General features: G+C 46.0%; 17 protein-coding genes. 10 read left to right on the forward strand and 7 right to left on the reverse strand.

Going from position 1 to position 20,534, the window contains the following annotated elements; translation table 11 throughout:
- Positions 1 to 95 precede the first annotated feature (95 nt).
- Together AC6I8Y_RS10145 and AC6I8Y_RS10150 are read right to left on the reverse strand one after the other, a co-directional pair.
- Positions 96 to 1,013, reverse strand: a complete 918-nt coding sequence (locus AC6I8Y_RS10145) for a pseudouridine-5'-phosphate glycosidase (protein WP_498020107.1) — start codon at positions 1,011 to 1,013, stop codon at positions 96 to 98.
- The gene (locus AC6I8Y_RS10150; RefSeq protein WP_498020108.1) at positions 1,007 to 2,104 is read right to left on the reverse strand and encodes a PfkB family carbohydrate kinase; all 1,098 of its coding nucleotides are present in this window, start codon (positions 2,102 to 2,104) and stop codon (positions 1,007 to 1,009) included. The genes AC6I8Y_RS10145 and AC6I8Y_RS10150 overlap by 7 nt, the downstream gene beginning before the upstream one ends.
- 338 nt (positions 2,105 to 2,442) lie before the next feature.
- On the opposite strand from AC6I8Y_RS10150, the gene AC6I8Y_RS10155 reads away from it, so the two are divergent.
- Entirely contained in the window at positions 2,443 to 3,471 is a 1,029-nt protein-coding gene (locus tag AC6I8Y_RS10155) for an HD-GYP domain-containing protein (RefSeq protein WP_234495714.1), read from the forward strand.
- Positions 3,472 to 3,531: 60 nt separating this feature from the next.
- Here the strand turns inward: AC6I8Y_RS10155 and AC6I8Y_RS10160 are convergent, their stop codons facing one another.
- Entirely contained in the window at positions 3,532 to 4,293 is a 762-nt protein-coding gene (locus AC6I8Y_RS10160) for a DeoR/GlpR family DNA-binding transcription regulator (RefSeq protein WP_252011968.1), read from the reverse strand.
- 38 nt (positions 4,294 to 4,331) lie between these two features.
- Positions 4,332 to 5,063, reverse strand: a complete 732-nt coding sequence (locus tag AC6I8Y_RS10165; RefSeq protein ID WP_498020109.1) for a glycerophosphoryl diester phosphodiesterase — start codon at positions 5,061 to 5,063, stop codon at positions 4,332 to 4,334.
- 243 nt (positions 5,064 to 5,306) lie between these two features.
- Between AC6I8Y_RS10165 and ugpB the strand changes: the two genes are divergently transcribed.
- The 5 genes from ugpB to AC6I8Y_RS10190 are packed head-to-tail and all read left to right on the forward strand — an operon-like array spanning position 5,307 to position 10,302.
- Positions 5,307 to 6,614 carry a sn-glycerol-3-phosphate ABC transporter substrate-binding protein UgpB gene (gene ugpB, locus AC6I8Y_RS10170; RefSeq protein ID WP_042472338.1) on the forward strand — a complete coding sequence of 436 codons (1,308 nt, stop codon included), beginning with the start codon at positions 5,307 to 5,309 and terminating at the stop codon, positions 6,612 to 6,614.
- A gap of 58 nt (positions 6,615 to 6,672) precedes the next feature.
- Positions 6,673 to 7,554: a sn-glycerol-3-phosphate ABC transporter permease UgpA gene (gene ugpA / locus AC6I8Y_RS10175; protein ID WP_042472334.1), complete on the forward strand. Its 882-nt coding sequence runs from the start codon at positions 6,673 to 6,675 to the stop codon at positions 7,552 to 7,554.
- Positions 7,554 to 8,402, forward strand: a complete 849-nt coding sequence (gene ugpE / locus AC6I8Y_RS10180) for a sn-glycerol-3-phosphate ABC transporter permease UgpE (RefSeq protein WP_128648886.1) — start codon at positions 7,554 to 7,556, stop codon at positions 8,400 to 8,402. Before ugpA ends, ugpE begins: the two co-directional genes overlap by 1 nt.
- The gene (locus AC6I8Y_RS10185) at positions 8,403 to 9,506 is read left to right on the forward strand and encodes a sn-glycerol-3-phosphate import ATP-binding protein UgpC (RefSeq protein WP_498020110.1); all 1,104 of its coding nucleotides are present in this window, start codon (positions 8,403 to 8,405) and stop codon (positions 9,504 to 9,506) included. It abuts the gene before it with no gap.
- Positions 9,499 to 10,302, forward strand: coding sequence for an HAD-IIB family hydrolase (locus AC6I8Y_RS10190; protein WP_394151455.1), 804 nt, complete (start codon positions 9,499 to 9,501; stop codon positions 10,300 to 10,302). The genes AC6I8Y_RS10185 and AC6I8Y_RS10190 overlap by 8 nt, the downstream gene beginning before the upstream one ends.
- A gap of 79 nt (positions 10,303 to 10,381) precedes the next feature.
- Here AC6I8Y_RS10190 and AC6I8Y_RS10195 read toward each other — a convergent pair whose 3' ends face one another.
- The gene (locus tag AC6I8Y_RS10195) at positions 10,382 to 11,776 is read right to left on the reverse strand and encodes a nucleobase:cation symporter-2 family protein (protein WP_498020111.1); all 1,395 of its coding nucleotides are present in this window, start codon (positions 11,774 to 11,776) and stop codon (positions 10,382 to 10,384) included.
- 251 nt (positions 11,777 to 12,027) lie between these two features.
- Between AC6I8Y_RS10195 and AC6I8Y_RS10200 the strand changes: the two genes are divergently transcribed.
- The gene (locus tag AC6I8Y_RS10200) at positions 12,028 to 13,167 is read left to right on the forward strand and encodes an acyl-CoA desaturase (RefSeq protein WP_498021487.1); all 1,140 of its coding nucleotides are present in this window, start codon (positions 12,028 to 12,030) and stop codon (positions 13,165 to 13,167) included.
- A 117-nt stretch (positions 13,168 to 13,284) separates the two neighbouring features.
- Positions 13,285 to 14,490, forward strand: coding sequence for an MFS transporter (locus tag AC6I8Y_RS10205; RefSeq protein WP_498020112.1), 1,206 nt, complete (start codon positions 13,285 to 13,287; stop codon positions 14,488 to 14,490).
- Positions 14,491 to 14,552: 62 nt separating this feature from the next.
- Here the strand turns inward: AC6I8Y_RS10205 and AC6I8Y_RS10210 are convergent, their stop codons facing one another.
- Positions 14,553 to 15,506 carry a sensor domain-containing diguanylate cyclase gene (locus tag AC6I8Y_RS10210; protein WP_498020113.1) on the reverse strand — a complete coding sequence of 318 codons (954 nt, stop codon included), beginning with the start codon at positions 15,504 to 15,506 and terminating at the stop codon, positions 14,553 to 14,555.
- Positions 15,503 to 16,465: a response regulator gene (locus AC6I8Y_RS10215; protein WP_394151458.1), complete on the reverse strand. Its 963-nt coding sequence runs from the start codon at positions 16,463 to 16,465 to the stop codon at positions 15,503 to 15,505. The genes AC6I8Y_RS10210 and AC6I8Y_RS10215 overlap by 4 nt, the downstream gene beginning before the upstream one ends.
- Before the next feature lie 280 nt (positions 16,466 to 16,745).
- On the opposite strand from AC6I8Y_RS10215, the gene AC6I8Y_RS10220 reads away from it, so the two are divergent.
- Together AC6I8Y_RS10220 and AC6I8Y_RS10225 are read left to right on the forward strand one after the other, a co-directional pair.
- Positions 16,746 to 17,942, forward strand: coding sequence for a helix-turn-helix transcriptional regulator (locus AC6I8Y_RS10220; RefSeq protein ID WP_498020114.1), 1,197 nt, complete (start codon positions 16,746 to 16,748; stop codon positions 17,940 to 17,942).
- A gap of 121 nt (positions 17,943 to 18,063) precedes the next feature.
- Positions 18,064 to 20,529 carry a hypothetical protein gene (locus tag AC6I8Y_RS10225; protein ID WP_498020115.1) on the forward strand — a complete coding sequence of 822 codons (2,466 nt, stop codon included), beginning with the start codon at positions 18,064 to 18,066 and terminating at the stop codon, positions 20,527 to 20,529.
- The last annotated feature ends 5 nt before the right edge of the window (positions 20,530 to 20,534 follow it).

Genomic DNA, 20,534 nt, shown 5'->3' on the forward strand with positions numbered 1-20,534 from the left:
CTATATTTGCAACATTATGATCTGCAAAATGAAGAAACCCCGCCTAGCAAATGAGCCTAACTAGAGCGGGGCTTAAAATAACAGGTGAGCAAGGGTTAGGCGTTGCAGTACTCCGCCGCAATCGCTGCTCCAAGTCTTGCATTGTTCAACACAAGCTGAATATTAGAGTCTAGACTGTTCCCGCCCGTCAATTCACAGACTCGCGCAAGCAAGAAAGGTGTGGATTCTTTACCAGCGATACCTTGCTCATCCGCTTCAGCCAATGCCTGCTCTATCGCACTATTGATCGCCTCTACAGGCATTGCGAACTGCTCTGGAATCGGGTTTGCTACCACAGCACCACCAGCAAGATTCATCTCCCATTTTGCCTTGAGCGCAATAGCGATTTCTTCAGCAGTATCTAAGCGATAATCGATACCATGTTCGCTTTCACGAGTATAAAACGCAGGTAGGCTATCGGTTTGATAACCAATGACGGGAACACCCTGTGTTTCGAGATATTCACGAGTTAACGCAAGATCGAGAATGGATTTAGCGCCAGCACAAACAACCGCAACGTTTGTGTTCGCTAACTCTTGTAGGTCAGCTGAGATATCAAATGTCTCTTGAGCACCGCGATGCACGCCACCAATACCGCCGGTTGCAAATACTCGAATCCCTGCCATTTCAGCCAGAATCATGGTTGCTGCCACGGTTGTAGCGCCATCTTTTTGTCCAGCTACCATAAACGGAATATCTCGACGACTCACTTTTGTTACCGCTGTGCCTGCCTTACCCAAGTATTCGATTTGTTCTTTATCTAAACCGACTTTTAGGCGACCTTTGATAATGGCAATTGTCGCAGGGATCGCACCAGATTCACGTATCGTTGCTTCTACCGTCAGTGCTGTTTCAACATTACGCGGGTAAGGCATGCCGTGAGAAATAATCGTCGATTCCAGTGCAACGACAGGTTTATTCTCAGCCAATGCTTGTGCAACTTCTGGTTGAATATCTAGGTACTTCTCTAACATGTGGATTCCTCTATTAGGCGCGAGACCGCCCTTTCAGACATAATTGAATTGATTGTTGAGTTGGACTGTAAGGCTAGCCTCGCAGCAGCGAGTGCAAAGTCCACACTGGTTTGCCAATCCCAACTCTGGATATATCCGTGTGCAAGACCGGCCATTAAGGCATCACCGGCGCCTGTGACGTTGTTAACTTGCGTTTGTGATGCGGGAATAAACTGCCCTTGCCCGTCATCACTGGCATAAGCGCCTTGTTTTCCAAGACTGATCAGTAACCGCTTAATCCCCATTTTATGCAGTTGACCAGCGAGTTCAGGAAGCTGGTCTAAACCCTGCAGCTTATAACCACATAAAAGCTCTGCCTCTGCGAGATTAGGCTTAAGAGTATGAACATGTTCGAGGTAAGGTTTTATCTTGCCCGCTTTTACGGACGATACAGGGTCAACAAATATGGGCTTGTTACCGTGTGCATGGAACAGATAATCGAGTGCGCTGTCACTCAAGTTAGCGTCTAACACTATCGCGGAGGCACGGTTGAATACGGCTGCACGCTTCGCTAACTGGTCGACATTGAGCTCGTCGATAAGCGCCATGTCATTAAGTGCCAGTTGTAACTCGCCTTTTGGGTCGTGAATAGACAAGTAAGTGCTTGTGGCTCGGCCAGGTACTATCAAACAATGATCGATGCCTACTGAGGCATTTCGACAAGCATCTAGAAGCTGTTCGCCCCACAAGTCGTCGCCAATCGCGCCAACAAACTGCACCTTGCCACCCAAACGCGCTAGATTGTCCGCAATGTTGCGTGCTACGCCACCAGCTCCTGAAGTTAACACGCCCGGGTTTGAGTCCCCTATGACGAGATCAGAGGTAGAGCGACCGCACAAATCCATGTTAGCGCCACCGATAACAGCGACATAACGCTCAGGCGCGATTACATAGCCCTTGCCTTGGATAAATCCCTTCTTGGTAAGATTCATGATATGTCCCGCAACCGCGCTGCGACTCAGATCCAACAACTCTGCCAGCGTATTTTGGGGAATCATAGGATCTTGCTTTATCAAATCTAGTATCTGCTGCTCACGTTCCGTCATAAACATTTGTCCGCACATCCAAACATATGTTTGGATACTAGGCGATAATGAACAGAAAGCAAACGATTAACTTGTTCAATTTCTAGACTTGATAGGGCGATCACAGTTCATTATATCGCCATTTATATTCATTCACTTGCACTTCTATGTGTGAAATAAGTCACTTGCTGACTCAAAGTTAAGCTCGCTAATATGACAATACCCATATAAAAACTAATGATAAGAAACATATGGACTATATAAACTGCATAGCTAGCACCAATAGAGCGCTTAGTTGCCGAAATGGCATCGATGAACTGTTCAACAGTCTAAGAAAGAAACACCCTTTTCTTTCCAGGTTATGTGTGTCTGTCACATCAGGCGACCACCTTGAAAACTTCCACGTTATCGACCATCAGGATGATAGCGATCGGTATGACGTCATCTCAATGTCATCCTCGAACTGCCAACCCCTTATCAAGATCATTGAGAATCAAGAGATCCGTGTCGTCTCCGACCTGACCGAGCTCAGTGATAATCTGAGGAACAGCCGACTTCGCATGCTAGGCCATCGCAGTAGCTTCACCATGGGCTTAAAAGTCGATCATAAACACGGTGCTGTGCTGTTTTTTAACGCCACTAAGCCCGACTACTTCAATGACGGGACGTTACACGCGGATTTACTGTTTGTGCGAGAAGTCATCGTGAGCTTACTGTGTCACGATCGCTATAAACACCAGATGTTTTTGCAAGCCTTGAAGCTCGCTCTCCGGATCAGTCACAAGCGTGACCCTGAAACAGCAGACCACCTGCAAAGGATGAGTAGATACAGCAAACTATTGGCAGAGTTACTTGCGGTGAAGATTCCCGTCGATCATCGCTTCATCCAATGGATAGAGCTCTATTCGCCATTTCATGACATTGGTAAGTATCGTATTCCCGATCATATTCTGTTTAGCCCACATCGATATACACCTGAAGAGCGGGCAATAATGAATAAGCACGTTGATTATGGCGTAGATATTATCGACGATGTTCTCGACAATATTGATGTGATGACCGCATCAAGTGCCGAGGTTTCCTTCTTAAAAAACATCATCTACTACCATCACGAGCGCTTCGATGGACACGGATATCCATCAAGAATAGGCGGAATAGACATCCCTCTCGAGGCGCGTATCATCACCATAGCGGATGTGTTTGATGCACTGTTAAGTAAACGCACTTACAAGCGTGCGTGGAGTATGGGTGACACTCAACGTTATATTGAGCAAGAGGCAGGTCTCGCGTTCGACCCATTACTGGTCACGACGTTGATGGATAATCTTGATCGCTTTCAAGCCATCTACGACGAGTTTCCTCCGGAGCCTATATCCGAGGGTGATGTTGCGTAGTGACTGTTGCTGAGTGCATTTTGCTGAGTACCTTTTGCTTAGCGAGGGTGTGTAAAAAGGTTAAACGCCCTCTGCACTGCCGAACACGCGATCGAAATAGCTGATAGGTGCGACACGTGCACTCGCCGTTCTCTGCCATTTGGTACTGTTTGCGACTAGCCACTTTTGTTGTGAGCCTGCAACTATCGCTTGACTCACCGTTGCCTCACGCAGTTCGTGTTCCATGGCATATTCTTCTTGATTCAAGCCTAGAGGTGAGAGTTCTTGTGGGCTTGGCACTGCAGATGCAAGGCAAACTGCGGCGCAACAAACAATACCAATATCAGCAGAAAACTGACCAAAGAACTGGCTAATGTTATCACCTACCACATCGCCGTCATTGGTGCGTAGCCTGCCACCTGGAATCCAGGTCTCGATATGGTCGTGCTGAGAGAGAATATGAGCAGCTTGAAAATTGTTGGTCACAACACGAAGCTGCTGATGATTGGCGAGCTTTTCCGCAATAGTCGCAATCGTGGTGCCAATGCCCAAAAATAAGGTACAACCGTCAGGGATTTCAGCCACCACTTGTTTAGCGATAAGCTGCTTTTCGTCTAAGTTAGTAGCGCTTCGTGAAGCAAAACTTCGATTACTCAATGTTGTCGGCAAACTCACACCACCATGATGTCGCCTAGCAAGCCCGAGTGCGCATAGTTCATTGATGTCTCTACGAATCGTCTGCGTAGTGACATTAAAATGTCCCGAAAGCGCATCAATGGTACAGTACTCTTGAAGCTGGATTAGATCGATAATGCTCTGTTGTCGCAGGCTTAGGTTAGTCATAGTGGTGGTTGTTACCTTTTATTTTATCTCAGCAAATACTACACAAGTGCGTCCGCGGGTTCCAAATAGTTTTGCGGCACGTCAGTAATCATCATATCGACTCCCCAGCCCCATAATTGCGTCACTAGCTCGGGAAAATTTGGCGTATAGCAATAGAGTTGGTAGCCGGAAGATTTGACCACTCGAGCCGTGGCTTCATCTAGAAAACGATAGTCGCAGTGAACGCTGTACGCTGACAAGTTATCTAATATAGACAGTGCGTCTTCTGGTACTTTCTGCCAAAGCTGTCCTCGGCGAATATTTGGCATCTGGCGTTTCATTTGCAGCAAGGCGTCCGTAGAGAAGCTAGAAAACAACACTTGTTCAGGTGCTGTATCGACCTCTTCCATCACAGTTTTGACTTGCTGGCAAAGCAGTTCAACGTTGTCACCTTCATAAACCTTAAGCTCAATATTTAGCTTCACTCTATTACGCTGTGCGAAAAGTAAGGTCTCTGCCAGTGTTGGAATAGGCTCATCGCGATAGACTTCACCAAACCATAACCCAGCATCAAGTGCTTTAAGTTCATTAATGGTCAGTTGTGACACTTTACCACTGCCATTAGTGCAACGGTTTACCGTTTGGTCATGAATAACCACAGGCACTTTTTCTTGGCTAAGCTGAACATCAATTTCAATCCACTCGGCCCCGTGTTTAATGGCAAGCTCGAAGGCCGCCATCGTGTTTTCAGGGGCAAGACTAGATAAGCCACGGTGTGCTGTCGTTTTCATTTGATACCTCTAAATGTTCATTTATGTTCACCTGAAGCATCTCAACCAAATATGACACAAGTATTGCAGTAAAAACAACAAATGATGAAAACAAAACCTTTCAATTAAGTTCATTTAACTGTCACCGAATCGTCATTTTCCTAGTTTAATTTTCATTTGAACATTTAGAGCGGATAACACCACATAAATGAACATCTGCTCATGTGAACTAACACCAATACTCAATGAATGAAGGGAAAGGATATGTCTATTAAGCACCTAACAAGCATTGCTGTTACAGCCGCGCTTATCAGCACAGGCGCTCAAGCCAAAACAGAGGTTGAATGGTGGCACGCTATGGGTGGCGCTTTGGGTCAAAAAGTCAACGAAATTGCCGCTGACTTCAATGCTAGCCAATCAGAATACGAGATCAAACCTGTTTATAAGGGTAGCTACGCTGAAACCATGACCAGTGCTATCGCTGCTTTTCGTGCTAAAGAGCAGCCTGCAATTGTTCAGGTGTTTGAGGTGGGTACGGCAACCATGATGGGTGCAAAGCAAGCCATCTACCCTGTTTATGAGTTGATGGAAGACACCAAAGAACCGTTTAATCCTGACAACTACCTTGCGGCTGTGACGGGTTACTACACAACGAACGACGGTCAAATGCTTTCAATGCCGTTTAATAGCTCGACGCCAGTGATGTACTACAACAAAGACATGTTTGCTAAAGCCGGCATCGAGTCTGCTCCTGAGACTTGGAAAGAGATGGAAGAGGTATCTCGTAAGTTACTCGCTTCAGGTGCAAAGTGCGGCTTCACAACCACATGGCAATCTTGGACTCAGATCGAAAACTTTGGTGCTCGTAACAACATCCCTGTTGCAACTCAAAACAATGGTTTTGGTGGATTTGATACCGAGTTTAAGTTTAACGCCGCTCCGTATGTGAAGCACATTGAGAAGCTGGGCGAGTGGTCGAAAGAAGGCATCTATAAGTACGGTGGTCGCCAGTCGGATGGCATGCCACTTTTCTATACCCAAGAGTGTGCAATGACAATGGGCTCGTCTGCAGGCTTGGCTGGTATTCAAGAGAACATGAAGGGCATCAACGTTGGCGTTGCTCAACTTCCGTACGACGATGAACTGATTGCTAAGCCACAAAACACCATCATCGGCGGCGCATCTCTTTGGGTTCTTCGTGGTCATTCATCAGAAGAGTACAAAGGTGTGGCTAAGTTCTTTAGCTACCTTTCAAGCTCAGAAGTCCAAGCTGACTGGCACCAGTTTACAGGTTACCTGCCAATCACTAAGCAAGCTTACGAGCTAACTAAGCAACAAGGCTTCTACCAAGCAAATCCAGGGACTGACACGGCTGTTGTTCAGATGACGTCGACAGAGCCGACAGCGAACTCAAAAGGCATTCGTTTTGGTAACTTCCTACAAACTCGCGACATTATCAATGAAGAGCTAGAAGCCGTTTGGGCAGGCAAAGCTTCTGCTAAATCAGCGCTAAACAACGCAGTTCGCCGTGGTGACGAGCAGCTTCGTCGCTTTGAGCGCACACAGAAGTAACCCGTTGTCCATTCTACGCCGCCACGGTTTTTGATGTGGCGGCATTTCGGTATTTTTTATGTCTTCACAAGTTGTATTCAAAAACAAGTGGTTACCCTACGCGCTTATCGCGCCGCAGTTGGTCATCACTATCGTGTTTTTTATCTGGCCCGCAGGTCAGGCCGTCTTCCAATCGTCTCAATTGGAAGACGCTTTCGGCATCAGCCGAGAGTTTGTTGGACTGGAGAACTTTAGCAAACTGCTCAATGACAGTTACTACCTAGATTCTCTTTTCACTACCCTACAGTTCAGCGTCAGTGTCGCGGTATTAGCGCTAGTCAGCGCACTGATTTTGTCTGCGTTTGCTGAACACATCGTACGCGGCGCGACCATGTATCGCACCTTCTTAATTTGGCCATACGCCGTTGCCCCAGTCGTCGCGGGTTCACTATGGTTATTCCTCTTCGACCCAACAATTGGTGTTATCACCGATGTGCTTAAGTGGTTTGGCGTTCAATGGAACCCAACGCTCAATGGGTCGCATGCTATGTGGATGGTCGTCATTACCTCGACGTGGAAGCAGATCAGTTACAACTTCCTGTTCTTTCTTGCCGCCCTTCAATCTGTTCCGAAGTCACTCCATGAGGCGGCAGCGATTGATGGCAGTGGCCCTGTGAAGCGATTCTTGACTATCAGCTTCCCACTTATTTCACCTACCAGTTTCTTCTTGCTAGTCGTGAACTTTGTCTACGCCTTCTTTGATACGTTCGCCATTATCCATGCAATGACACAAGGCGGACCAAGTAACAGCACGTCGACTTTAGTTTACAAAGTATATAACGATGGATTTATCGGTCTGGATCTCGGCTCATCTGCCGCTCAGTCGGTCATCCTAATGATTCTCGTCGCCCTGCTCACGGTGATTCAGTTTAAGTATGTTGAGAAAAAGGTGGCATACTAATGGTTGAAAGAAGACCCCTATTTACGATTTTTTGCCACGTTATTTTGGCGCTCGGCATCATCTCTATTGCGCTTCCAGTATGGATCGCACTAGTCGCGACCACTCACGACAACACTGCGTTTGCGACCGGCACACCCCTGTGGTTTGGCGACCTTGGCTTTAGCGTGTTTGGCGAGCTTCTCAGCAATCAGAGTTCATTTAACAACAGCGCCTTACCAATTACGCACATGTTGACTAACTCTCTGATCATGGCGTTGTGTATTACATTCGGCAAACTCATCATCTCAATCATGTCAGCGTATGCCGTGGTGTTCTTTCGATTTAGAGGTCGCATGATTGCATTCTGGATGATCTTCTTCACCCTAATGCTACCTGTTGAGGTCAGAATCATGCCGACGTTTGAGGTCATCACGAACCTCAACATGCTGAATTCGTTCTATGGACTCACGATTCCATTGATTGCCAGTGCCACCGCTACATTCTTGTTCCGTCAATTCTTTATGACGGTACCCAATGAACTAGTCGAAGCCGCAAGAATTGATGGTGCGGGCCCGATTAAGTTCTTTTTCGATATTTTGTTGCCGCTATCGCGCACCAATATCGCCGCCCTATTCGTTATTACCTTTATCTATGGTTGGAACCAATACCTGTGGCCACTTCTTATCACGACTGACGTGCAGTACTACACCATCGTCATGGGCATTAAACAGATGCTTGGTGTGGTTGATGGCGTCATTGAATGGAACAAGATTATGGCGACCACCATCATAGCTATGTTGCCACCGGTCATTGTTGTCATCGGTATGCAAAAAGCATTCGTTAAAGGCTTGGTAGATTCGGAGAAATAAATGTCTACACTTACTCTTTCAAACATCGCTAAATGTTACCCAAATGGCTACCAAGCGATCCCAAACATCAACTTAAACATTGAAGACGGCGAAATGGTTGTCCTTGTTGGTCCGAGTGGCTGCGGTAAGTCAACGCTGTTACGCATGCTTGCAGGCCTTGAGGAAATCACCTCTGGAACCTTGCAAATCGACGATAAAGTGGTGAATAACCTAGAACCTGGTGAGCGAGATATTGCGATGGTATTCCAAAACTATGCGCTTTATCCTCACATGACGGTCTATGACAACATGGCGTATGGACTCAGAAACCGTAAGACACCGAAGGCCGAAATCAAGCGCTTAGTTTCAGAGGCGGCAGAGATGCTAGAACTCAACGGCCTACTTGACCGTAAACCTAAGCAGTTATCCGGGGGCCAAAGACAACGTGTGGCGATGGGACGTGCAATCGTGCGTGAACCAAAGGTGTTCTTGTTTGACGAACCATTGTCAAACCTTGATGCGAAACTGCGTGTCCAGATGCGCCTTGAGATCAAACGTCTACAACGCCGTTTGGGTACTACATCGGTGTACGTCACACACGATCAAGTCGAAGCCATGACGCTAGCGGACAAGTTGGTTGTTCTTAACAAGGGCAACGTAGAGCAGGTGGGCACGCCGCTCGAGATTTACGATAACCCCGCATCTTTGTTTGTTGCGACTTTCATTGGCTCGCCATCTATGAACATTCTTGACGCCATTGTTTCTATCGAAGGTATTGAACTTGACCACTCGCTTCTTAAGCTAAACACCTCTTCATTGGGGCTTGGTGACATTAAACTGGGTCTAAGACCAGAGCATTTAAAGCTTACTGAAGACAACCCGTGGTTCCATGTTGAAGTCGAACTGATTGAGGCTCTGGGAGCAGACCTATTGCTTTACTGTAAAACTCTTGGTTCAGAAGACCAAAAACTGGTTGTTCGCGTCGAAGGACACTCTAAGATTGCCATCGGCGAACAACTGGGTATTGATATTGACCTAGAGCACGTCCATCTTTTTGATAGTAAAACATCAAAACGTATTCACTTTGACGCCAATGCAGAACAACAAGAGGTTATTAATGCCTAAGCCTTTAGCAGCGATATCTCACGCTCAGGCAAATGAGATTCAATGGTTACTAACGGATGTCGATGACACACTGACATGGGAGGGAAAGCTCCCGTCAGAAACATTGAGCGCTCTATCGAAACTCAACAATGCTGGAATTAAGGTCGTTGCGGTGACCGGAGCATGCGCTGGTTGGTGTGACCAAATTGCCAAGCTTTGGCCAGTGAATGGTGTCATTGGGGAAAACGGTGCATTCTGGATGCAGAAAAACCCGTCTGGGTTTTATACTCACTCGCAGATCCCTATGAGTGAAATGAGAGCTCAGCAGGAAGCATTGATTGACCTCTTGAACGAGGTACTTGTCGATTATCCAGGCATCGACTTTGCAAGCGACCAAGGTTTTCGTTTTTGCGATGTCGCCATTAACCTAGGGCAGGATCGTGAGCCTGTCGATCCTATAGTGGCTGAAACACTGCTGACTGCAATCCGACAACTTACATTGAACGGACAGCCAGTAAAAGCAACACAGAGCTCTATCCATATCAACGTTTGGGTTGGAGAGCACAACAAGCGTATCGCAAGTGAACTCTATCTTAAGCAAAACTCTGATTTTGAGAGCCTTAACCTTGCAAACTTCGCTTATATCGGCGACTCGCTTAATGACGAAGCGATGTTTGAGTGGTTGCCAACCACATTTGGGGTCAATAACATCACTCCGCTGTTAGGCAAGCTAAATGCTAAACCTAAGTATGTGACTCGAGGCAATGGTGGTTATGGATTTGCCGAATTAGCTGACTTGCTCATTAGCATGCGTTGACGCACTCTACTACACGAAAAAGAGACATCCTGAAAAGAATGTCTCTTTTTTGTTTTTGCGAACCGCTTACGCTTTGTTTTTACGCTTTGGTCGCTTCCATAGCTTCAGACTTGGGCGTTTTACTGACCTTAGTCGGTAATGTCTGCGGAACCAATGCCAATAACGCGGTAAGCCCCAGAGCAACAAGACCAGACATCGTAACTGGAGAACCAAACACGGTCTGTACTAGCTTAGGCGCCTCTTTTAGTAAATCTGGTACTAACATCACTCCCAAACCCAAACCAAATGAGATAGCAATCGTCATGATTTTGCGTCTATCTAGCTCTTCATTAGCAATAATCTTGATGCCGGCTGCTGCGACGGTGCCAAACATCACTAGTGTTGCACCACCGAGTACAGGCTTAGGAATAGTCATCAATACGGCACCGAGGATCGGAAACATACCGAGAACAAAAAGAATCGCAGCAATGAAATAACCTATGTATCGACTCGCGATCCCCGTTAAGTGAATCACACCGTTGTTTTGGCTGAAAGTTGTATTCGGGAAGGTGTTAAAGGTCGCTGCGATCAGTGAATTAACACCATCAGCTAAAACGCCACCTTTAACTCGTTGTAAATACCCCTTCCCTTCAATAGGCAGTTTCGAGAACATGCAATTTGCGGTGAGATCGCCCGTAGACTCAATAGCCGTAATTAAATAGATAAAGGCAATCGGCAAAAATGCCTGCCAGTCGAATGCGAATCCATACTTAAACGGAACTGGAATACTCAGAAGAGGCTGCGCGCTAAAGTCCGCCATAGAAGCTTTACCCATCATCGAGGCAACAAGCCAGCCCACTAGCAACCCAACAAGAATCGACGACAGACGAATCATAGTATTACGGCTAAGGTTTAGCACAACGATGGTTGCTAGAACAATGCTACCTAGTAATAGGTTGCTTCCCGAACCAAAATCCTCGGCACCGACTCCACCTGCAATATCAGTCACCCCAACTTTAATAAGCGAAATACCTATGGTTGTAATGACTATCCCTGTGACAACAGGAGTTATGACGACTTTAAGTTTATCGATGAAACGCGACAAAATGATCTCGACAAACGCACCAAAAAAGCAAACACCGAAGATGGTGGCCAGCATCTCCTCCGGACCGCCACCGTTGGCTTTAACCAGAAAGCCTGCGCCCAATACCGAGCCAAGAAACGCAAAGCTTGTGCCTTGTACACAAATCATCCCCGCCCCAACAGGGCCAATGCGTTTTGCCTGAATGAACGTCCCTACCCCCGATACCATGAGCGCCATGCTAATCAAGTAAGGAATATGCTCTCCGAGCCCAAGCACACCGCCAATGATAAGCGTCGGTGTGATGATGCCGACAAAGCTCGCAAGTACGTGCTGCAAGGCAGCATAGCTCGCAGATTTTGCCGAGGGTTTGTCATCGAGTCCGTAGATGAGATCTTCTTTGTCGTGTTCCATGTGACTTCCTTTCTGTATTTTTAATTGTATACAAACCTAACCATCGATAGTAAGCAATATGTATACCACTAATTTAAACCCCTTAAATTCAATACTTTAGTAATATTGCGTTCGACTCTACGCACCGAAAAGTAGCAACTCTTTTCTCAATTGATGCAAATATGGACAAACAAATTAACAACTTCCTCTTTGACTTACAGGTGTACGCTGATATTCTAGCGAACAGTTGTAAGCTTAAATGGAGTTTATTGATGGATACGGCGAAAAAGCCTCCGGTAATTTGGCTAAATGTAGCGATTTTTCTAGGCACTTTTATTTTGGCAACCGTCGGTGTCGCATGGTATGGCATGGTCGAAGGCTATAGCGTGGCCCACTGGGTATGGCTGGTAATTGCTTTTGTATTTTGCGGGATGTCTATTACGGCGGGTTACCATCGTCTTTGGTCCCACAAAACCTATGAAGCCCACAAGGCTTTGAGATATCTCTTTGCGATTGGCGGTGCTTTTGCGTTACAAAACAGCGCGTTACATTGGTCTTCAGACCATCGTGTTCATCACAAGCATGTCGATAACAACGACAAAGATCCCTACTCTGCTAAGCGCGGATTCTGGTACTCGCACATTGGTTGGATGTTAAGAGAGTATCAGGCTCAGCGTTATGATGATTATCGTAATTGTCGCGATCTCCAAAAAGATCCTGTGGTCATGTGGCAACACAAACACTATGTACTTCTCGCGCTATTGACCAACTTTGGTATCCCGATTGCTCTTGGCCTACTCTACGGCGATCTGATTGGCTTTGTGCTTGTCGTGGGGGCACTGAGATTGGTGCTGAGCCATCACACTACTTTCTTTATCAATTCACTGGCTCACATCTGGGGTTCACAGCCTTACACCAGCAAAAATACCGCTCGTGATAATGGAATCCTCGCTTTCTTCACTTTTGGTGAGGGTTATCATAACTTCCACCATATTTTTGAGCACGACTACCGTAATGGTATTCGTTGGTGGCAGTTCGACCCGACAAAGTGGTTAATTCGAGGTAGCGCGAGTATTGGCTTAGCTTCAAACTTGAAACGTGTTTCTGCCTATAGAATTGAGAAGGCACGTCTGCAGCAAACCATGGCAAACGCTAAAGATAGAATTTTCAAGCTTCCTAATGCTGAGCAAATCCAAACTGCATTAGAGCACGAGCTTCAGCAACTGTTAGCTAAACTCACCGAGTACGACGAGGTTAGGAGCCAGCTTATTGACTCCGCGAAATCCAGCGTAAAAGAGAAGTACGAACTTGCACTGCTGCGCGTCAAGTTAGAGCAATTAGATATTAGTTTGAAGGAACAAAAAAAACGTTGGAACGCTATGGTGAGCAATCCTCGTTTGGCTGTAGCGTAGCAAGAGATAGCGCAATCTAGCGAATGTAATGCGTTAAGCTTTATTGACACTGAGCGAGCACTAACTGTGCTCGCTTTTTCTTTATAATCACGGCTTATTTGTCCAGTCGTGATCACTATGAAAAACAACAATCTTTGGCAGTTCTCTCAAGCCTCCATGGGTATTGTGCAATGGATAGGCGTCGCCATCATCATTGCTCCAGTGATCATATCTCGTACGGGTAGTGCCATATTAGTTGGTCAGGTGATGTTAATCTTGGGGCTGATCGGACTCATTGCTCCTCTGCTTGGTGCGCTTGCTGACCGCTACTCATTGCATCGTCAGCTGCATTGCTTTGCTCTGGGTTGCCATTGCTTTGCACTAATAATGTTACTGCTGGTCGAACATACCGCTTGGCACTACTGGGGGATTGCGATCCTGGTGGGTCTTGGAAGTAATTTAATCCTCATCCTCAACCCAACATTTGCGTTAAAGCTCAATCACAATCCAGCAGAGCAAACAAGATCGCTAAAACGTCTGTTCCAGCTGCAGATGCTTGGTGTTGCAGTCGCTGGCATTGCTGTCGGCACACTTAGCCACTTTGGCTTTACAGACACATTTCAGATAGTTGCGCTTATCATCCTAGATATGAGCCTACTTGTTCTTACTCTTATTGCTCCACCAGCTGAAATACAAAAAGATGATAGTCTCAAAGATGCTCTCTCGGGAGATCGTCGACGCTCTTCACCGTCAATTTGGTTTGGATTCGTCATCTGTGTGGCTTTATCGATGTTTATCGGCTCAAACATGGTTGAGTTCGGGCCCGTTATTATCGAACACGCGTTTGGCGTCTCGGTCGCAAGCTCAGCATTTGGTATGGCGATAGCGGCTTTAGCTACACTTGTATCGCTAGCCCCTGCTGGGAAATGGATGGAGAAGCACGGCCCTCAATCGCTCTGGCTAGTAACGATAGGGATCAATCTCATCGTCGCTGCAGCAATGTGGGTCATGTATGGACAAGAAGTCGTAGCGCTATTGCCGTTATCACTCATTCTCATGTCAATCATCAATGGTGCATGGAATGATATCTCTATCGCTGCACTTGCGGATCAAATAAGCCCCTATTCTCCCGCCACGTCACAAGGCTACATGGCTGCGGCGGTCTCATTAGGGTTTTCGGTTGGGACATACTGTGTCGGGTATCTTATCGATAATCAGAATGTGGCAGGCGTAGTAAACTTCTTGGCGGTAAGTGGCATAGCGGTTTCAGTCATTGCCGTAGTGATCATTAAACTGCACCAGTATCAATTAACGCGACAGCTAAAAGTAGAAAAAGCGAATTGACTCGCATTGGTCCGGAGAAGAGAGCAAGTTGAGTATCAACAAACCCAACTTGCTGCGGAAGATTAAAGTACAGACGTTCTATTTCGTCCCAGTTCCTTCGACTGGTAGAGCGCCTTATCCGCCCTCTTAAGCCACTCAAGGTGGTTGGCATCATCGGTTCGTCCCTCTGTAATGCCCAAACTGATAGTGTACTTGAGTTCCTCTCCGTCAATGACAATAACCATCTCTTCTATCTTTTTGCGTAAGCGCTCAGCAAAATACGTCGCCTGATCTGCTGACGTATCAGCTAACAATACTGCAAACTCTTCGCCGCCATAGCGACCACACACGTCGGTCCCACGAGCCGCCTTCATCAACTGACGTGCAGTCTCTTTGATAACCTTATCTCCCCAGGCGTGACCATAGGTATCGTTGACCTTTTTAAAGTGGTCGATATCAAACATGACTAATGAAGATGTTTGTCCTGTAGTTTGAACATGATGAAACTCATCGATAAAATTCGTTTCCCAAAATGCGCGATTAAAGAGACCTGTCAGACCATCAGTACGCCCTATTTCGGTAAGTTTCTCGTTAGAGCGCTTGAGGTGCATTTTGCTCTTAGCAACGTCGCTCACATCCTGCAACATGATGGCAAAGTGGGTCACCTCGCCCTTCGGAGATTTAAGAGGTGTGATGACCATGTTCTGGTACATCTTAATAAGCCCCTGTGAAACCGGAGAGAAGTTCTTGAACTCAAAGATGATGGGTCTGTCTTCCCAGTTAGAGAACCCTCTGGTCTTTAGCTTACTTGCAGATTCCAGTTTTGCTCGCAGCCAACTCTCTGGTAGCTCAGGATAGCTATCAAATAGGCTTTTCCCCATGATTGACTCGGCGTTGATGCCACTGTAATTCTGCATGAAGCTATTCCATGCGCATACGTTATATTCGCGGTCAATAACAACAAGTCCAGCATCTAGGGTATCCAGTAGCTGCATGGTCCAGTGAAAGTCTGACAAATCCAGTGTCATGGTCGTCATTGCAATAACTCCATTTGGCGACGAATAATATCGACTGACTCCTCGTCGAACATAAACAGAACTGAACAAAACAAGTCCAACGCCTCTGCATCGTAAGTATATTCAACGGTGAATACATGCTCGTTATCCTTGAGCATCGAGTTTTCTGGGCTAAAGTCATTAATTCTCAGAGGCTCACGTAATGAAAACTCTAAGCACAATTGCTCGGAAAGCGATACCAAGAATGAAGAGACTAAAACGTTGACCAGATTGACCACGACTTCATCATTAGACACCTCACCGCTGGCGAAACCCAAGCGCTCACCTACCTGAGCAATAGAGTCGCCTTCAATGCAAACCAGCGCTTCGCCATGCAGTCCGCCGCCTACAAAGCGCTGAGCGGCAGCGCAGCTATTTTCTCGGGTTAAGGTATCTTGAATCATCATAGTCAGTTCACTAAAAGACAACTCCCCAACAGTCGGTACTGGCAGCAGAATGAATTCTTTTAGCAACATTGATATGGTTGCCGCACCCGCCCCTAAAGCAATATTGGATGTTTCTTGAAAGCGCTCAAACATCTGAGCTTTAGAGTAGTGCTGGCGATCTGTCGAAGTGCGCTTATAAGGAATACTTAAATCGTTGAATAGCGGAATCGCAACTTCAGATGTGAGAGGTTTTTGAACAAATGCATAAGCACCTAATTCAAAACAACGGGCTTGTGCTAATTCTTGAATATCACCGGAGACCATTACGATCTTTGCCGTGCATCGTCTTTGCTGCAAAATGGATAACACTTCAAAACCATCCATTTCATGCATCGTAATATCAAGGAACACGATGTCTACGGGCTGAAGAGCAATAATTTCAATGGCTTCATGTCCGTTTGTTGCAAACAGAATATCCCCCGCAAAACTTGCGTCGATACAGTTTGCTATACTCTTTCGCGCGACTTTCGAGTCATCACATATTAATATCCGCATGAACCCATTCAGCTTATTGATAAATTACCCTACGCCATATAAACAGAATTTCATTCCGGAAGCTAGAGAAAGTCTGAACCGACATCACACTTTCATCGTTAATTGCGAGTTAGCCTCCGTTCCTGTTTAGAACTGTTAAACCCCACTCCCTTTTGTTCGTAAAAACATGGTCTTGCGCTCACAAAAATAAGATGAGGTGACTTAACCATACTTCGTGTTGTTTTCGCATAGATATTTACTAACCTTACTTACAACATTAACAATAATGGCTAGGTAAGACATGGATAAGTCACTACTCGCTCCCAATCAGGATCAAGAAATTACTGCGGATATAGAAAACCTATTCTCACAATATAGCGTTCTCCTTGAGTTACTTTACTCGTCGAGCCTATCTCCTACAGGGTTTCAAGCCTTTCTCGATAAAATGGTAGAGACCTTTGATTTGGCAGATATCTCTATTTACTTCACCAAAAAGGCAACACTGGAGGTATATTCTGCCTGGCTTTCTGGTCCCAAGGCTCCTGCGCTCATCGAATTTGTTGACCGTAAACTTGATAGCGCTAACTACGTGATGGATTACGTACATAGTCATCCAATGAGTCGATTTTATTCACTCGATCAAGATATAGGGCGCAGCAATCCGGAAACTCGAACTGGTGTCGTCCTTGAGTCAGAAGAGTGGTTTGACGGTCACGGATACCGGGATATGTGTGGTGCTGTTATTCACCATGACAATGAAAGTATGGCAAGCATTGTTGCCCATAGGTTGATTGAGCAAGGCCCTTTCCAACAAAGAGAGTTACTCATTCTAGATAACTTGATGCCCCATATTAAGCAAGCCTATCTGTTGTATCGACAAAAAGAACAACACGGTACTATTGATGGTTGGAGCAAGGTGATTAATCATATCCCTCACGCTACTATGCTCTTTGGTGCGCGCGGAGAGTTACTCGATGCTAATCTAGATGCTCAACGCGCCATCGCCAAACATAGTGGAATCGAGATAGTTGACCAAGAACTGAAGTTCAAATCCCCTCTAGTTGCCCGTCAATTTATTGTAAAGATGCTCAAAGCTTGCTGCTTAGATTTTACAGAGCAACAGAGCTTTGAAATTGTGTCGCTAAGTGACGATGCAGAGGGTGAAGTTAAATTTATTATCACACCTATCGCAATCAACCATGAAAACAAAGGCGCATTGGTTTATATACTCACCAACCACATCGCGAACCAACCCAATACCGCTCTCCTAAAAGAGCTATACCATCTCTCAGATATGGAAATAAAAGTCTGCGAGTGCTGTTTACGTGGACTCAATCGCCAAGAGATCGCCGATAAGCTTAACCGCTCGCCTTACACCATCAAGGATCACCTGAAGTCGATTTTCACCAAAACTGGCACAAGGCGACAATCTGAACTGATCGTGACAATTCTCACAACAACCAATTTACCCTCCCCCCCCACTTGGGGGGAAAACTAGTCTCAGCGTTGCCGAATATTGATAGGTAACTTAATTGTTAGTAAGCCGTTGCACATACGTTCACTACAACGTCTGGCTAGATAGCAAACAATTATACCTTCAAAGGAAATGAGGCTTAACAATGAAACTTTGCAAAACCGCACTTGCTGCTTCCATCGCGGTCACACTCGCTGCCTGTGGAGGCAGCGATGATGGAACCGACTCCACTCAACAATCCACGACCTATTCAGTCGGTGGTGAAGTGGTCGATGGCTATATCTATAACGCGTTAGTTTGGATAGACATAAACCAAAATGGCACCTTAGACGATGGAGAACCTAGCACCTATTCCAACTTGGATGGCTCATATGATTTAGAGCTCACCAGTGAGCAAGTAGATGCGATCGTCGGTCTTCCTATTTTGGCTGAATTGACCAAGGATTCTGTCGATGTTGGCGCCGACCCAGATGCCTATTCAGATGTTGAAACGCTCACTCAAGATCTCGAGAGTGGTGCATTGTCACGCGTGTTCGATGAAGCTAACACTGCTCACAAAATCACATTAAGTATGCCGCCACTAGGATCCAGCGATATCGAGTCACTCAAAACCAATGAATCCGTTTCAGGTCAAGTCATTACCCCCTTTACCACACGTGCCAATGAGTCTATTGCTGAGACTCTAGAGGCGCTCGATACCTCAGACGATGCCGAAAGTCTTGCTCGCATCGATGAGCTCATTCAGCAAGCGTTTGATGACGTCGCAACTCAAATACTCAGCGAGCTCGGCGACAGCTCAGAATTAGACTCAGATGAGTTAGCTGACTTGCTACAACAAGACTTCTTCGACTCCGAAAACGTACCTCAGTCGCTGGCTAATATTCAGGATGACCTCGGTAAAATCGCTGAACGAGATGTGCAAACCAAAGTTGATCAAGAAGTAGAAATTCAAAAACTCATTGAAGACAATGCTGGCGCTACCGTAAAAGGTGGCACTAGTTCTAAATTCTTCACTCCAGACAACACAAACCTACCCATTACAGTGACGGAAGTATGGTCGAGTGTTGAATCTGTAGAAGGCACAATCACCACAATAGAAAACACGTCAACCACTTACTTCATTAATGACGAAGGAGAAAAACAAGAATACAGCAAGTATTCCGGCACCTACGTGGAAGATAGTTCAGATAGCAGTTTCTATTCCTACGGCACCTACCAAGCTGACCTCAACTTCGATAAGAGCTTTACATTTATTAATCATGCTTACGATGTGGGTACCTTCTCCGATACCGAATCGGGTAGCAGCCGAACATTTGAACGCTACCTTGACGAGCAGATTTTAGAACAAGGCGACCATATTATCGCTGAATACACGGGTATTGAGCTTGACTACGATACCGCTGAAGAGTTTGTTACAGCCATAAAGGCTGAAGATTATTCAGGTATAGATAGCTTACAAAAGCTAACTGAAACCTCTAAAGAAACTAGCGAGTATATGTATGATTCGAGACATCTTACCATCTACGACCATACTCAAGCCTCGCCAAAAGACTTCGCCACTTATATAGAGCTAAGAGAATATTGGCAGAATAGCGACGGTAGCACAGAAGAAGTCATCTCAAGTGACTGGGAAGCAGATGGCAGCTATAACCGCGTCGTTTCCAATGCATCAACGCTTGATGGCGAATCGTATGCTACGACAGAAGAGCCTGTCTGGAATTGGGATGGCTCAGTGAGTGACGAGTATCAACTGAACTATTGGCAAGCGTCGTACGTCGAGAAATCGACCAATGCAGATGGCTACAAAGAAACCATCAGCGGCGGTGAAAAAGCTATCTTGAATGAAGATACCGCAATGCCTGTAACGGACGATGACGATGAGGTTATGGTCTTTAACGACTGGCTAGAGACAACGGTTGTATACAGTGACGACGATGTTAGGGTTCATACGATGTGGAATCACTACCCATTGGATGGATATGAGTTCACTCGTGAAGAATCTGGGCAGAAATATCAAACTACAGTTAACGATGAGTTGGTAACCTTCCCTGAATATTGGGGACAGTTCATCGATGATTTACCAACGGTGGTCGATGAACTCGTTGACGAGGATCTTGGCAAACAAGCTATTTGGCTAAGGGTTATCGGTGAGTCTATTCGAGGTACACAACACGACTATGAATATTGTGAAGTCGACATCATTGGTGACGGAGCGACAGCCGCCGCGTTCTCGACTGCTTTGACTCAGTGTGGTGGAACGCAAGCCTTCACCTCAGATGACCTAACCGACTCTACGATTATGAGACGTAAAAACAGCGGTACCGAAGTTCGTTATTGGACACTCAATGAGGGTGAACCACCGCTACAAGAGACTTGGACTGTTGACGGCATTAAACAAGGTGAGTGGGACTCTTGGTCGATAAATGATGATGGACACCTGGTACTTCAAGTCGGCGACTTCACTCGTGTTATCGCGGCCTATAGTAAAGGCGAATATGGAGCAGGCGTTCTAGTCTTTGACAGTGGAGAGAGTGATGAAAGCGAAATCTGGAGCACTTACTTCGCCGGTAAAGATGATGCTTACATTCCCGAAACACCAATAACAGAATAGAGTAA

It is taken from the genome of Vibrio sp. KUL78, assembly GCF_059725505.1.